The sequence below is a fragment of the Stenotrophomonas sp. FW305-3-2-15-E-LB1 genome (genome assembly GCF_058787375.1).
The window spans coordinates 98818-112253 of sequence record NZ_JBYSZR010000002.1 but is presented as its reverse complement, the minus strand read 5'-3'; the positions used below and the strand labels follow the sequence as shown (position 1 = coordinate 112253).

Below are 13436 nucleotides of genomic sequence, written 5' to 3'. Positions count from 1 at the left end.
GCCATGTGGAACCCCAACATGCCCCTAGTCAGCATCGACGACGCCCCCGATCGGTTGGGCGCCGGCAACCCCGAGCTGCAGGTCATGGTCACCGAAGCCGCCTCCGGCGGCACCCCCTTGATGCTGATGCACGTGGATATCGACCACTTCGCATCGGTCAACGAAAACATGAGTGCCGACGTCGGCGACCAGGCCCTGGTGCTGGTTGCCCAGCGCCTGCAGTCCTACCTGCGCGGCCGCGGCAAGCTGTGGCGCCATGGTAGCGATGAGTTCCTGCTGGCGGTGCCGCGCACTGCCGACCTGCCGCTGCCGGAGGACTTCGCCGAAGAGATCCGCCAGCAGATGGAACTGCCGCTGTCGGTGCTGCCGTACACCCTGTTCATGACCGGCAAGCTGGGCGTAAGCCTGTGCCCGGAGCACGCCAGCAGTGCCTCGCGCCTGCTCGACCACGCCGAAGATGCGCTGTACCAGGCTGCGCGCGAGGGTGGCAATGCGGTGCGCATCCACGCGGTGGATACCCCGCCCAGCGCGCATAGTGAAAGCATCATCGCCCGCCAGATCGTCGACGCGATTCCCAATGGCGAACTGAAGCTGCGCTACCAGCCGCTGGTCAGCGCCCGCGACGGCCACGTGGTGGGCATGGAGGCGCTGCTGCGCTGGCAGTCGCCGACGCTGGGCATGCTGGTGCCGGAGCGCTTCATGCGCACGGCCGAGCGCCTGGGCATCATCGTGCAGATCGGCACCTGGGTGCTGGAAGGCGCACTGAAGCAGGCACGGTTGTGGCGCGACCAGGGCTTCGATGACTTCACCATCGCCGTGAATGTGTCGACGCTGCAGCTGCTGCGGCCGAACTTCTTTGCCGAGGTGATGGGCCTGATCCAGGCCGCGGGCGTGCCGGCGCAGATGCTGACGCTGGAGATCAACGAGAGCGCGCTGACCAACAACGTCAACTTCGTCCACGAAACGCTGGCCAACCTGCGCAACGAAGGCATCAGCCTGAGCTTGGACAACTTCGGCACCGGCGATTCCAGCCTGAGTGCGCTGGTGCGCTACCCGGTGGACAAGCTGAAGATCGACCGCAGCTTCATCAAGAGCGCGCCGGCCGGCAACCGCGAGGCCGCCATCGCCCGCGCCATCATCGCCATGGGCCACCAGCTGGGCATGACAGTGATCGCCAATGGCGTGGAATCGCAGGCGCAACTGGGCTTCCTGCGGCGCAACGACTGCGATGTATTCCAGGGCTATCTGTTCGGCGAACCGATGTCGGCCGATGCCGCCGGCATGACCCTGCGCCGCCGCTATCTGCGCCCGGAAGCGTTTGCCGAAACCCGCCCGGACCGCACCCTGCTGCTGCTGGATGACGAAGAGAACGTGCTGCGTTCGCTGGTGCGCCTGTTCCGTCGCGATGGCTACCGCATCCTGGCCGCCGGCAACGTGCGCGATGCGTTCGACCTGCTGGCGATCAACGACGTGCAGGTGATCCTGTCCGACCAGCGCATGAGCGACATGAGCGGTACCGAGTTCCTGGGCCGGGTGAAGATGCTCTACCCGGACACGATCCGCCTGGTGCTGTCCGGCTACACCGATCTGAACACGGTGACCGATGCGATCAACCGCGGTGCGATCTACCGCTTCCTGACCAAGCCCTGGAACGATGATGAGCTGCGCAAGCACATCCACCAGGCATTCCGCACGTACGAGGAACAACGGCGCAGCAATGCCGGGCCGACGCCGGTGGAAGCGGGAGACGCCGGCGAGGATCGCACGCCGCTGCGTTGAGGTTCAGGCCCCGGTAGTGCCGGCCGCTGGCCGGCTGCCCAGGGTGCCCGATTCCATGGGGTTGCCGGCCAGCGGCCGGCACTACCCGATGCCGTCAGCGCGGCTGCTTCACCGGCAGCACCACGCGGAAGCGCGAGCCGACGCCAGGCGTGCTGTCCAGGTCGATGCGGCCGTGGTGCTTGTTGATGATGCTGTAGGAGATCGACAGGCCCAGGCCGGTGCCGCTGCCGACCGGCTTGGTGGTGAAGAACGGATCGAAGATGCGCTGGCGCAGTTCCGGCGAGATGCCGCCGCCGGTGTCCTCGAACTCGACCCAGACCGTGTCGCCGTCCACGCCGGTGCGCACGGTGATGGTGCCGCGCTCGGCGATGGCGTGGCCGGCGTTGAGCAGCAGGTTCATGTAGACCTGGTTCAACTCCGACGGCAGGCATTCCACCAGCGGCAGCTGGCCGAACTCACGGTGCAGGGTGACCTTGTACTTGAGCTCGTTCCAGATGATGTTGATGGTCGATTCCAGGCCGGAATGCAGGTCCACCAGCTTCCACGACTCGTCGCGGCCGGAATAGGAGAAATCCTTCAGATCGCGCACGATGCGGGTCACCCGCTCGATGCCCTCGCGCGATTCGGCCATCAGCTGCGGCAGGTCGCGGCTGATGAAATCGATGTCGAGGCGGTCACGGATATCGTCGATTTCCGGGATCAGCGCCTTCGGGTCCGGCGCGCGCAGGGCCCGCTCGTACGCTTCAATGACGGTGAACAGGCTGCGCAGGTATTCCTGCAGGCTGCCGAGGTTGGAGTGCACGTAGCCGATCGGGTTGTTGATCTCGTGCGCCACGCCGGCGGCCAGCTGGCCGATGGAGGCCATCTTTTCCGACTGCAGCAGCTTTTCCTGGGTGCCGTTGAGGCGCAGGTAGGCCTGGCGCAGTTCGGCATGGCGCTGCTGCAGTTCGCGCTCGTAGTCTTCCTGCCCTTCGATGGGGCGGAACAGGGCCAGATAGTGGCCACTGCCGGGTTGGCCGTGGTGGTACAGGTGGGCGATGACTACCCCCTCGCCTACCGGCAGGCTGCCGTTCCACTGCCCGTGCAGGCGCGCCTGCTCCAGCGCGTCCGGCGGCAGCAGCTCGCGCAGGCGCTGCGGGGCCGCTGCGGCGGCTTCTTCACTGCCCAGCAGGTTCTGCGCGGCCGGGTTGGCCAGGGCCACCTGGCCGTCTTCGGTGAACAGCAGCAGCCCTTCGCGCAGGCGCTCAAGAAGGGCCTGCAGCACCGGCTGCGGGGGAAGGGGGGCGGTAACCAGGGCGTTGGCGGCAGACACGGCGACTCGGGGGCTTGCGAACAGGCGCCCAATATACGCGCTGCCGCGCAGCGCAGCAGCCTGACCGCATCCACGCATGGCGTGGATCTACTGCCGGGGCGCCCCTCGCGCCGGTCAGGCGACGGCGAGTGGCCGGCGTGCGTTGACCGTGTGCGCCTGGCCCTTGGCGTCGTACGAGGACGATGCCTCGGTGCGACCGAGCTGGCGCAGCGCCCAATCCACCTCGCGGCGGCGGCGCGACAGCAGCACGCCATTGGCGCGGTTGCGCTCGGCCAGCGCCTGCAGCTGCTCAGCCTCGCCCAGCGGCGGGGTCGAATCCAGGGCACGCAACGCCTCCAGCTTGGCGCCGGTAGCGCGGATCAGCGCGTGCACATCGTGCTCGACCAGGGCTTGGTGTTCGACATCCAGGGCCTGGGCAAGTCGCTGAAGATGTTCACTCATCGCCGCGGTCATCCCTGCAGCTGCTGGTCCAGTTCAAGCATGCGCGATGCAATCGCGTCCGGATTGATCTTGTAGCTGCCGTTCTGCAGCGACTCGCGCACGGCGGCGACACGCTGGGTGTCGATGGCCGGGGCGGTGCTCAGCTCACGCTCGAGCGCCTGCAGGTTGGTCGCCTCGCCGGTCAGGCGCAGGCTGTCAGCGGCCTCCACCGGGCGAGCCGGTGCATCACCGCTGACGCCCGGCTTGGTGGCCGGGGTCGTCACGCTGCGCAGTGCCTGGGGGACCTGCAGGTTGCCGTCGATTTTCTGGCTCATGGGGTGTCCTGGAGTTGCCGTTCACAAGGGATAACGACCGCAGGGCCGTGATCTTTAGGGAAATCTCTTACTTTTTCAACGCGCCACGATTACGTCACCATGGGCGTCCACTGTCCCCTGCACGATGCGGCGGGAGGACAGGTTTTCAACGGAAACGCGCTCGTTCTCGCCTGCATCGCCCATCGCCCGGCCCGCGATGCGCACCTCGACCGAGCCGCGCCGGGACACCAGGGCCACGCTGTCTCCTCGCTTGATGAGACGCTCGGTGACCAGATCGTTGGCCGACAGCAGGCTTCCGGCCTGCAGCGGCCTGCGGGCGATACGACCGACAGCGCTTGCGGGATCGGACAATACGGCGCCGGCGATCCGGGCCGCGTCACGCTGGGCAGTACTGATATCGGCCGCCGCCAGGGTTTCTCCAGTGGCAATGCCACGGGTCAGCACCAGCACCGCCTGGTTGTGGCGCACCTTCACCGGCACGAACAGGCGCCAGCCCCCGGCGTCGGGGCAGCTGACCTCCACCGTGGTGTTGGCGGTGGGCTGCACCTGCAGGGCGGCCCCGCAGCGCGGCAAGCGCAGCGCGTCGGCCACCACGGCCTCGCCCTCGCTGCCGGCCGCCAGGGTCGACAGCGCCGCCGCGCGGATGCTGGCCACCGGCTGCCAATCGGCAGCGGCCGCCCACGGCGAGGCGAGCGCCAGTGCAATGCCCAATAGAGATGTGATCCGGCGCATGGCGCCTCCTGCTCGGAAAGACCTGGCCGGGTGCGTGCAAGCGGCGTGCCAGAGCCTTGGCCTTGTAAAGCGGTCGACTAACAGTCGACCCTACCAATCGGGCGGTCGACTAACAGTCGACCCTACCAATCGAGCGGTCGACTAACAGTCGACCCTACCAATCGGGCGGTCGACCAACGGTCGACCCTGCAAGATGCATCGCAAGCGACACGGGGCCCTCAAGTTCGGCCGCCCCTGCGCCGATACAGCAGCCATGTCCCATGACCTGCTCAACCGGATCGACCAGCGGACCCGACTGGCCGGCCACAATCGCCTGGCGCTGCTGCTGTTCCGTCTCGGCGGACGTCAGCTTTTTGGCGTCAATGTCTTCAAGGTGCAGGAAGTCCTGCGCCGCCCGGAGCTGTTCCAGGTACCCGGGCTGCCCGGCCAGTTCGCCGGCGTGGCCGATGTGCGTGGCCGTTCGGTGCCGGTGCTGGACCTGGGCCTGGCCATCGGCCACCCCGAGCGTGAGCCGGACGCGGACACCGCCCCCGGCTACCTGGTGGTGACCGAGTTCAACCGCTCCATCCAGGGGTTCCTGGTGAGCGGGGTCGAGCGCATCGTCAATATCGCGGTGGAAGACATCCACCCGCCGCCGGAGCTGGGCGCCGAATCGAGCTACCTGACCGCGGTGACCCGCTTCCAGGGCGAGCTGATCCAGGTGATCGACGTGGAAAGCGTGCTGGCCGACATCGCCCAGATCCGTGGCGAGGCCGTGCTGGACCCGACCATGGCCATGCCGGCCGACGCCCCGCAGCTGCAGGTGCTGGTGGTGGACGACTCCCGCGTCGCCCGCCAGCAGATCCGCAGCGTACTGGACCAGCTGGGGGTCGGCGCGACCCTGCTTTCCGATGGCAAACAGGCGCTGGACCACCTGCTGCAGATCCACGCCTCGGGTGAAAACCCGGCCGACCGCTACGCCATGGTGATCTCGGACATCGAGATGCCGGCGATGGACGGCTACACGCTGACGACGGAAATCCGGCGCCACGCCGGCCTGTCCGGGCTGTATGTGCTGCTGCACACCTCCCTGTCGGGCGTATTCAACAATGCGATGGTGGAGCGCGTCGGCGCCAACGCCTTCGTGGCCAAGTACTCGCCGCACGAGCTGGCCGACTTCGTGCTGGACCGCCTGCGCAAGGTGGCGATGGCGGCGTAAGGCCGCCCCACGCGACTCCGCCGGGCATGGCCCGGCGCTACCGGGACCTCCCGCACCCCATGGGTAGCGCCGGGCCATGCCCGGCGGCGCGCACGCTTTGGCACACCGCTTGCAGCTTCCCGGGCATCGTTCCCGTGGGAGTGCACCGTGCGCAACCTGATTACCGACTACCTGGGCGTACATGCCCAGGCCATGCCGTTGCGCGAACAGCGGATGAAGCTGATCGCCAGCAACCTTGGCAACGCCGATACCCCCGGCTACAAGGCCCAGGACCTGGACTTCGACGCCGCCCTGCGCAACGCGCAGGGCCTGGATGCCAACGGCCTGATGACCACCACGAGCGAACGGCACTACGAGATCAGTAGTGGCCTGAACCCGTTCCAGGTGGCCCGCGAAGGCGTACAGCCCAGCCTTGATGGCAACACCGTCGACCCCGATGCCGAGCGCGCCGCCTATGGCCGCGCCGCGCTGGAATACCGTGCCTCGCTCAGCTTCGTCGAGAGCAAGGTCCGTTCCATGCTCACCGCGATCACGGGGCAGTAAGCCATGAGCAACCTGCCGATCTTCGACATCGCCGGCTCCGCACTGCAGGCGCAGTCGGTGCGCATGAGCACCATCGCCTCCAATCTGTCCAACGCCGACAGCATCGCCGGCTCGGCCGACGCGGTCTACAAGCCGCTGGAGCCGATCTTCCAGGCCGTGACCAGCAAGACCGATCCGAACATCACCTCGGTCAAGGTCAAGGAAATCACCCAGAGCGATGCCGCGCCGATCAAGCGCTACGAGCCCGGCCATCCGCTGGCCGACGCCGATGGCTACATCTACCAGCCCGACGTCGATCCGGTGGCGCAGATGGTCAACCTGATCTCGACCTCGCGCAATTACCAGGCCGGCGTGGAGATGTTGACCACCGCCAAGGAACTGGCCCTGGCCACCCTGACCATGGGCCGCTGAGGCGCGCCCGCGAGGATTACCGCATGACCACCGTCACCACCCAGACCAACCAGGACGTCTACGCCGCCCTCGGCCTGAACGCCCCCAACAGCAACAGCACCAAGAAGAAGAACACGCTCGACCAGGCTGACTTCCTGCGCCTGATGACCGAGCAGCTGCAGCACCAGGATCCGTTGAAGCCGATGGACAACACGCAGATGGTCGCGCAGATGGCGCAGATGTCCACCGTGCAGGGCATCACCGACCTCAACACCTCGGTGAAGGGCTTCCAGGAATCGATGGCCAGCGACCAGGTGCTGCGTGGCGCGGCACTGGTCGGCCACGAAGTGCTGGTGCCCTCGGAAAAGCTGGTGCTCGAAGCGGAAGGTGATGTCAGCGGCACCGTGGCAGCACCCGCCGCCGGCATCGTCACCGTCGATGTCACCGATTCCAACGGCAGCAAGGTCACCTCGATCAGTGTCGAAGCCGCTGCCGCCGGCGAAGTGGCGTTCAAGTGGGACGGCAAGGATGCCAACGGCAACCGCATGGCGCCGGGCAAGTACTCCATCGTCGCCAACCACGTCGACACCGCAGGCACCAGCACCAAGCTGTCCACCTACGTGCAGGCGCCGGTGGAAAGCGTGACCGTCGGTTCCGACGGCCTGTACCTGAACCTCAAGGGCCTGGGCACGGCCCCGATCGATTACGTGCTCCGCGTCAGCTGAGCCGCACCCCCGCATCTACCAGGAGCAATCCCATGGGCTTCAACGTCTCGCTGTCCGGCATCAACGCCGCCAATACCGACCTGAGCGTAACCGCCAACAACGTTGCCAACGTCAACACGGTCGGCTTCAAACAGTCGCGCGCCGAATTCGCCGACCTGTTCGCCGCCACCAGCTATGGCCTGTCCAACAACCAGACCGGCTCGGGTGCGCGCGTCACCAACGTGGCCCAGCAGTTCATCCAGGGCAACAACGACCAGACCGGCCGCAGCCTGGACATGGCCATTTCCGGTGAGGGCTTCTTCACCATGAACATGAACGGCGCACGCGTCTATTCGCGCGCCGGCAACTTCCAGACCGACTCGGCCGGTTACGTGGTCAACCCGCAGGGCGCACGCCTGCAGGTCTTCGCACCCAATGCCGATGGCACCAGCTTCGACGCCGGCCGCCTGGTCGACCTGCAGCTGCTGACCACCGACAGCCCGCCCAAGCAGACCAGCGAAGTGAAGGTGGGCTTCACCCTGCCCGCCAACGCCAAGCAGCCGACGGTCGCCGATTTCGATCCGACCGATTCCAACAGCTACAACCAGTCCAGCGGCGGCATCACCGTCTATGACTCGCTGGGCGTGAGCCACATCCAGGTGTCCTACTTCGTCAAGGACGCCGCGACCAACGGCTGGACCGTACACAACTACGTCGATGGCGAACCGGCCGGTACTCCGACCGCGATCGCGTTCGACAACAGCGGCAAGCTCACCACCCCGGCCGATGCCAAGATCAGCCTCGGCACGTTCACCCCCACCACCGGTGCGGGCGAACTGAACATGACGCTGGATATCAGCGGTTCGACCCAGTACGGCGAGAAGTTCGCCCTGCGCAACACGCAGCAGGACGGCTATGCGGCCGGCAAGCTCAACGAGATCACCGTGTCCGACAGCGGCGTGGTCTACGCACGCTACTCCAATGGCGATGACAAGCCGCTGGGCCAGGTGGCACTGACCAGCTTCAACAACACCCAGGGCCTGGCGCAGAAGGGCAACAACCTGTGGGTGGAAACCTTCGAGTCGGGTACCCCGCGCACCGCCGCGCCTGACAGCTCCAACCTCGGCAAGATCCAGGCCGGCGCGCTGGAAGCATCGACCGTGGACCTGACCGAGCAGCTGGTGAACATGATCACCGCGCAGCGCAACTTCCAGGCCAACGCGCAGATGATCACCACGCAGGACCAGATCACCCAGACCGTCATCAACATCCGTTGATGACCTGCTGAACCTGTCACGGAACGCCCCCCATGGATAAAGCCCTTTACGTTGCGATGACCGGCGCCCGCGCCTCCCTGCAGGCGCAGGGAACGCTCAGCCACAACCTCGCCAACTCGGACACCCCCGGCTTCAAGGAAGCGCTGGCCAACACCGAAGCCTTCCCGATCCGTGGCCAGGGCTTTGCCTCGCGGGTGGATGCGCTGCACGTCGACGCCGGTTTCAACCGCACCGCCGGCGCGCAGCACATCACCGGCAAGCCGCTGGACCTGTCGCTGCAGACCGGCACCTGGCTGGCCGTGCAGGCCACCGACGGCAGCGAGGCCTACACCCGTGGCGCCGCGCTGTCGGTCACCCCGAACGGCCAGCTGGTGACCTCCAGCGGCCATCCGGTGCTGGACGACAACAACAACCCGATCGCCATCCCGCCCTACCAGGCGATGGAAGTGGGCCACGACGGCACGATCTCGATCATCCCGCAGGGCGAAGGCCCGCAGACGATGGCGATGATCGGCCGCATCAAGATCGTGCAGGCCGCCGACGAACGCCTGGAGCGCCGCCTTGACGGCCTGTTCGCCAACACCGACCCGCAGCAGCCGTTCGCACAGGCACAGGGACCGACGGTGCACAGCGGACAGCTGGAAGGCAGCAACGTCGATGCAGCCGGTGCGCTGGTGCAGATGATCCAGCTGCAGCGCCAGTACGAAATGCAGGTACAGGTGATCAAGCACGGCGACGAGAACGCACGCAGCGCCAACAGTCTGCTGCGCTTGGGCGGCTGACGGAATTCCGGCACCGGCACGCGCCGTTGCTGGCACGCCGCTTGCACTACTTCACCCAAGGGCCGCACCGCGCGGCCGGCTTCACCCAGACAGGACTTCGAAGATGAACCAGGCACTGTGGATCGCGAAAACCGGACTGGATGCGCAGCAGATGCGCATGTCGGTGGTTTCCAACAACCTCGCCAACACCAACACCACCGGCTTCAAGCAGGACCGCGCCAGTTTCGAGGATCTGCTGTACCAGCAGGTGCGCCAGCCTGGCGGCGCATCGTCGGCGCAGACGCAGCTGCCGACCGGCCTGCAGATCGGCACCGGCGTGCGCGTGGTGGCCACCGCCAAGAATTTCGAACAGGGCAGCCAGCAGCAGACCGGCCGCGCACTGGACGTGATGGTCAACGGCCGCGGCTTCTTCGAAGTGCAGATGCCCGATGGCAGCTCGGCGTATACCCGTGACGGCTCGTTCAAGATCAACCAGGACAGCGAGCTGGTCACCAACAGCGGCTACCCGGTGCAGCCGGGCATCCAGATTCCCGAAGGCGCGCAGTCGGTGACCATCGGCAGCGACGGCACCATCAGCGTGAAGATGGCCGACGACGCCGCCACCGTGGAAATCGGCGCGCTGACCCTGACCGACTTCGTCAATCCGGCCGGCCTGCAGGCCCGCGGCGAAAACCTGTTCCTGGAAACCACCGCCTCCGGCCCGGCGCAGAACGGCAACCCCGGCCTGAACGGCCTGGGCAACGTGGTGCAGGGTGCGCTGGAAGGCAGCAACGTCAACGTGGTGGAGGAGCTGGTTTCGATGATCGAAACGCAGCGCGCCTACGAAATGAACGCCAAGGCCATTTCGACCACCGACGCGATGCTCGGCTACCTGAACCAGAACGTCTGACCGTCGCCAACGGGATACCGCCATGTCGTCCTTCTCCACCCTTGCCCGAATCGCCCTGCCCTGCGCCGTGGCCGCCCTGCTTGGCGGCTGCGTGATCGCCGGCGACGTGCGCCCCTACCCCGCCATGGCGCCGATCCAGCCGATCATGCCGCCGCAGGCCGCACCGACCGCGGGCGCGATCTATGCCGCCGGCCCCACGCTGCAGCTGTACTCGGACCGCCGCGCACGCGATGTCGGCGACCTGCTGACCATCACGCTGCTTGAGAACACCACCGCCACGACCAGCGCCAACACCGCCACCAACAAGGAATCGAACCTGAGCATCGGCACGCCGTCGATCTTCGGTGCGCCGGTAACCCTGGGTGGCAAGGACGTGCTCAGCGCCAATGCTTCGGGCAAGCGTGATTTCACCGGCAAGGGCAACAGCGCGCAGAGCAACCGCCTGCAGGGCAGCGTGACGGTGACCGTGGTGCAGCGCCTGCCCAACGGCAACCTGGTGGTGCAGGGGCAGAAGAACCTGCGCCTGAACCAGGGCGACGAACTGGTGCAGGTGCAGGGCATCGTGCGCCCGGGCGACATCGCGCCGGACAACAGCATTCCCTCCAGCCGCGTGGCGGAAGCCCGCATCGTCTACGGCGGCCGCGGCCCGGTCGCGCAGTCCAACGCGATGGGCTGGCTGAGCCGCTTCTTCAATTCCGGCCTGACGCCGTTCTGAGTATGGCCATGAAGATTTCATTCCGATATTTCCTGCAGCGACGCGCGGCGTCGCTCTACGGATCGCTGTTCCTGGTGCTCGCCGTTGCTTTCCCGGCCAGCGCCGAGCGCATCAAGGACCTCGCCCAGGTGGGCGGCGTGCGTGGCAATGCACTGGTGGGCTACGGCCTGGTGGTGGGCCTGGATGGCAGCGGTGACCGCACCAGCCAGGCGCCCTTCACCGTGCAGAGCCTGAAGAACCTGCTCGGCGAGCTGGGCGTGAACGTGCCGGCCAACGTCAACCCGCAGCTGAAGAACGTGGCCGCCGTGGCGATCCACGCCGAGCTGCCGCCGTTTGCCAAGCCGGGCCAGCCGATCGACATCACCGTGTCCTCCATCGGCAACGCGGTGTCGCTGCGCGGTGGTTCGCTGCTGATGGCCCCGCTGCGCGGCGCCGATGGGCAGATCTATGCCATCGCCCAGGGCAACCTGATCGTCGGCGGCTTCGGCGCGCAGGGCAAGGATGGTTCGCGCGTCTCGGTGAACGTGCCCAGCGTGGGCCGCATTCCCAACGGCGCCACCGTCGAACGCGCCCTGCCCGATCCGCTGGCCAACGGCGGCGACATCACCCTGAACCTGCACCAGAACGATTTCACCACGGTCTCGCGCATGGTCGCTGCGCTCAACAACGCCTTCGGCGAGGGCGCTGCGCGTGCCGTCGATGGCGTGACCGTCGCCGTGGCCGCACCGACCGACCCGGGTGCGCGCATCGGCCTGCTGGCCCGCATCGAGAACCTGGAACTGACCCCGGGCAGCGCCCCGGCCAAGGTGGTGGTCAACTCGCGTACCGGCACCGTGGTCATCGGCCAGCAGGTGCGCGTCGGCCCGGCCGCGATCTCGCATGGCTCGCTGACGGTGACCATTCAGGAGAACGCCAACGTCAGCCAGCCCAATGCCTTCGGTGGCGGGCAGACCGTGGTCACCCCGCAGTCGACGGTGACGGCCACCAACGATGGCAGCCGCATGTTCAAGTTCAACGGCGGTACCACGCTGGATGAAATCGTACATGCCGTGAACGCCGTGGGCGCTGCCCCGGGCGACCTGATCGCGATCCTGGAAGCGCTGAAGCAGGCCGGTGCGCTGAGCGCCGAACTCGAGGTGATCTGACATGCGCATCAATCCCACCTTCGACCTGAATCCTGCACAGCAGACCGACCCTGCCAAGATCGACAAGGTCGCGCGCCAGCTGGAAGGCCAGTTCGCGCAGATGCTGGTCAAGAGCATGCGTGATGCCAGCTTCGGTGATTCGCTGTTCCCCGGTGAGAACAAGATGTTCCGGGAGATGTACGACCAGAAAATCGCCGAGGCGATGACCCGGGGCAAAGGCCTGGGCCTGTCGTCCATCATCAGCCGCCAGCTGTCCGGCCAGCAGGCCGACGGCCCGGCGCTGGATACCCGCGTGGACCCGGCCAAGGCCAGCCGCGCCTACCAGCTCAATGCACCGGCCAAGGCGGCGCCCTCGCTGTCGCTGGACGATGCCAGCCAGGCCGTGCGCATGCTGCAGCAGATGGCGGCAGGCGCCCAGGAGGGCGCGCAGGCCGCGGCCAGCCCCGCACTGGCACCGATGGAGCAGGCACTGGACCTGATTGCCGGCCGCGACAGCAGCAGCATGCACCGTTCGCTGGGCACCAGCGATCCGTATGCCAGCAGCATCGACGGCGACGATTGGGCGGCCAGCAACGACCAGTGGGCGGCCACCGCCAGCAACCGCGGCAGCATGGGCACGCCGGCCGATGCCCTGGCCACCCGCACCGCCGTGGCCCAGCTGGGCGCGAACACGCCCGAAGGATTCGTGGCCAGCATCTGGGGCCACGCACAGAGCGCGGCCAAGGAGCTGGGCGTCGATGCCCGCGCCCTGGTGGCCCAGGCCGCGCTGGAAACCGGCTGGGGCAAGCGCCAGATCAAGCACGCCGATGGCAGCACCTCGCACAACCTGTTCGGCATCAAGGCCACCGGCTGGAAGGGCCAGAGCGCCGTCGCCGGTACCCACGAGTATGTCGATGGCGTGCGCCGTAACGAAACGGCCAGCTTCCGCGCCTACAGCACGCCCGCCGAGAGCTTCGCCGACTACGTGCGCCTGCTGAAGACCAGCCCGCGCTACCAGCAGGCACTGCAGGCCGGCACCGACGTGCAGGGCTTCGCCCGTGGCCTGCAGCGCGCCGGCTACGCCACCGATCCGCGCTACGCGGCCAAGATCGCCGCGATCGCCGGTGGCCCGACCATCGAGCGCGCCGTGGCCGCCGTGACCGACGCCGGCACGCGCCTTGGCCAGACCTTCGCCAGCACCGCGACAGCGGCGCTGGGTATCACCCGTCGTTGAGG

At 67.1% G+C, this 13436-nt stretch carries 15 protein-coding genes; 11 read left to right on the top strand and 4 right to left on the bottom strand.

Annotated features, from left to right (window positions below; translation table 11 throughout):
* Nucleotides 1–3: 3 nt before the first annotated feature.
* Nucleotides 4–1779, top strand: coding sequence for an EAL domain-containing protein (locus AC3WL7_RS02225; RefSeq protein WP_079221850.1), 1776 nt, complete (start codon nucleotides 4–6; stop codon nucleotides 1777–1779).
* 94 nt (nucleotides 1780–1873) lie between these two features.
* Here AC3WL7_RS02225 and AC3WL7_RS02220 read toward each other — a convergent pair whose 3' ends face one another.
* From AC3WL7_RS02220 to flgA, 4 genes are all read right to left on the bottom strand, one after another.
* Nucleotides 1874–3091 (bottom strand): ATP-binding protein, encoded by a 1218-nt coding sequence (locus tag AC3WL7_RS02220; RefSeq protein WP_079221849.1) that lies wholly within the window; start codon nucleotides 3089–3091, stop codon nucleotides 1874–1876.
* 114 nt (nucleotides 3092–3205) lie between these two features.
* Entirely contained in the window at nucleotides 3206–3544 is a 339-nt protein-coding gene (locus tag AC3WL7_RS02215) for a flagellar protein FlgN (protein ID WP_079221848.1), read from the bottom strand.
* Entirely contained in the window at nucleotides 3541–3846 is a 306-nt protein-coding gene (flgM, locus tag AC3WL7_RS02210) for a flagellar biosynthesis anti-sigma factor FlgM (protein ID WP_079221847.1), read from the bottom strand. The genes AC3WL7_RS02215 and flgM overlap by 4 nt, the downstream gene beginning before the upstream one ends.
* 75 nt (nucleotides 3847–3921) lie before the next feature.
* A complete protein-coding gene (flgA, locus tag AC3WL7_RS02205) occupies nucleotides 3922–4578 on the bottom strand; it encodes a flagellar basal body P-ring formation chaperone FlgA (protein ID WP_492749152.1) in 657 nt (218 codons plus the stop codon).
* A 253-nt stretch (nucleotides 4579–4831) separates the two neighbouring features.
* On the opposite strand from flgA, the gene AC3WL7_RS02200 reads away from it, so the two are divergent.
* The 10 genes from AC3WL7_RS02200 (at nucleotide 4832) to flgJ (ending at nucleotide 13434) form a co-directional block, all read left to right on the top strand.
* Nucleotides 4832–5776: a chemotaxis protein gene (locus tag AC3WL7_RS02200; RefSeq protein ID WP_079221845.1), complete on the top strand. Its 945-nt coding sequence runs from the start codon at nucleotides 4832–4834 to the stop codon at nucleotides 5774–5776.
* Nucleotides 5777–5923: 147 nt separating this feature from the next.
* Nucleotides 5924–6319 (top strand): flagellar basal body rod protein FlgB, encoded by a 396-nt coding sequence (gene flgB, locus AC3WL7_RS02195; protein ID WP_079221844.1) that lies wholly within the window; start codon nucleotides 5924–5926, stop codon nucleotides 6317–6319.
* A gap of 3 nt (nucleotides 6320–6322) precedes the next feature.
* Nucleotides 6323–6730 carry a flagellar basal body rod protein FlgC gene (gene flgC, locus AC3WL7_RS02190; protein ID WP_079221843.1) on the top strand — a complete coding sequence of 136 codons (408 nt, stop codon included), beginning with the start codon at nucleotides 6323–6325 and terminating at the stop codon, nucleotides 6728–6730.
* Between the two features lie 23 nt (nucleotides 6731–6753).
* Nucleotides 6754–7434 (top strand): flagellar hook assembly protein FlgD, encoded by a 681-nt coding sequence (locus AC3WL7_RS02185; RefSeq protein WP_492749151.1) that lies wholly within the window; start codon nucleotides 6754–6756, stop codon nucleotides 7432–7434.
* Nucleotides 7435–7466: 32 nt separating this feature from the next.
* Entirely contained in the window at nucleotides 7467–8690 is a 1224-nt protein-coding gene (flgE, locus tag AC3WL7_RS02180; protein WP_079221841.1) for a flagellar hook protein FlgE, read from the top strand.
* 32 nt (nucleotides 8691–8722) lie between these two features.
* Nucleotides 8723–9472, top strand: a complete 750-nt coding sequence (locus AC3WL7_RS02175; RefSeq protein ID WP_492749150.1) for a flagellar basal body rod protein FlgF — start codon at nucleotides 8723–8725, stop codon at nucleotides 9470–9472.
* Between the two features lie 103 nt (nucleotides 9473–9575).
* A complete protein-coding gene (gene flgG, locus AC3WL7_RS02170) occupies nucleotides 9576–10361 on the top strand; it encodes a flagellar basal-body rod protein FlgG (protein ID WP_079221839.1) in 786 nt (261 codons plus the stop codon).
* A 22-nt stretch (nucleotides 10362–10383) separates the two neighbouring features.
* Nucleotides 10384–11076, top strand: a complete 693-nt coding sequence (flgH, locus tag AC3WL7_RS02165; protein WP_492749149.1) for a flagellar basal body L-ring protein FlgH — start codon at nucleotides 10384–10386, stop codon at nucleotides 11074–11076.
* Nucleotides 11077–11078: 2 nt separating this feature from the next.
* Complete coding sequence (locus AC3WL7_RS02160; protein WP_254051575.1) at nucleotides 11079–12221, top strand: flagellar basal body P-ring protein FlgI; 1143 nt, start codon at nucleotides 11079–11081, stop codon at nucleotides 12219–12221.
* Nucleotide 12222: 1 nt separating this feature from the next.
* Nucleotides 12223–13434, top strand: a complete 1212-nt coding sequence (gene flgJ / locus AC3WL7_RS02155; RefSeq protein WP_492749148.1) for a flagellar assembly peptidoglycan hydrolase FlgJ — start codon at nucleotides 12223–12225, stop codon at nucleotides 13432–13434.
* Nucleotides 13435–13436 lie beyond the last annotated feature (2 nt).

Excerpts from the sequence above, each read along its gene's own strand:
- AC3WL7_RS02225 (WP_079221850.1), top strand. The coding sequence starts at position 4 with ATGTGGAACCCCAACATGCCCCTAGTCAGCATCGACGACGCCCCCGAT.
- AC3WL7_RS02215 (WP_079221848.1), bottom strand. The coding sequence starts at position 3,544 with ATGACCGCGGCGATGAGTGAACATCTTCAGCGACTTGCCCAGGCCCTG.
- flgM (WP_079221847.1), bottom strand. The coding sequence starts at position 3,846 with ATGAGCCAGAAAATCGACGGCAACCTGCAGGTCCCCCAGGCACTGCGC.
- flgA (WP_492749152.1), bottom strand. The coding sequence starts at position 4,578 with ATGCGCCGGATCACATCTCTATTGGGCATTGCACTGGCGCTCGCCTCG.
- AC3WL7_RS02200 (WP_079221845.1), top strand. The coding sequence starts at position 4,832 with ATGTCCCATGACCTGCTCAACCGGATCGACCAGCGGACCCGACTGGCC.
- flgC (WP_079221843.1), top strand. The coding sequence starts at position 6,323 with ATGAGCAACCTGCCGATCTTCGACATCGCCGGCTCCGCACTGCAGGCG.
- AC3WL7_RS02185 (WP_492749151.1), top strand. The coding sequence starts at position 6,754 with ATGACCACCGTCACCACCCAGACCAACCAGGACGTCTACGCCGCCCTC.
- flgE (WP_079221841.1), top strand. The coding sequence starts at position 7,467 with ATGGGCTTCAACGTCTCGCTGTCCGGCATCAACGCCGCCAATACCGAC.
- AC3WL7_RS02175 (WP_492749150.1), top strand. The coding sequence starts at position 8,723 with ATGGATAAAGCCCTTTACGTTGCGATGACCGGCGCCCGCGCCTCCCTG.
- flgG (WP_079221839.1), top strand. The coding sequence starts at position 9,576 with ATGAACCAGGCACTGTGGATCGCGAAAACCGGACTGGATGCGCAGCAG.
- flgH (WP_492749149.1), top strand. The coding sequence starts at position 10,384 with ATGTCGTCCTTCTCCACCCTTGCCCGAATCGCCCTGCCCTGCGCCGTG.
- AC3WL7_RS02160 (WP_254051575.1), top strand. The coding sequence starts at position 11,079 with ATGGCCATGAAGATTTCATTCCGATATTTCCTGCAGCGACGCGCGGCG.
- flgJ (WP_492749148.1), top strand. The coding sequence starts at position 12,223 with ATGCGCATCAATCCCACCTTCGACCTGAATCCTGCACAGCAGACCGAC.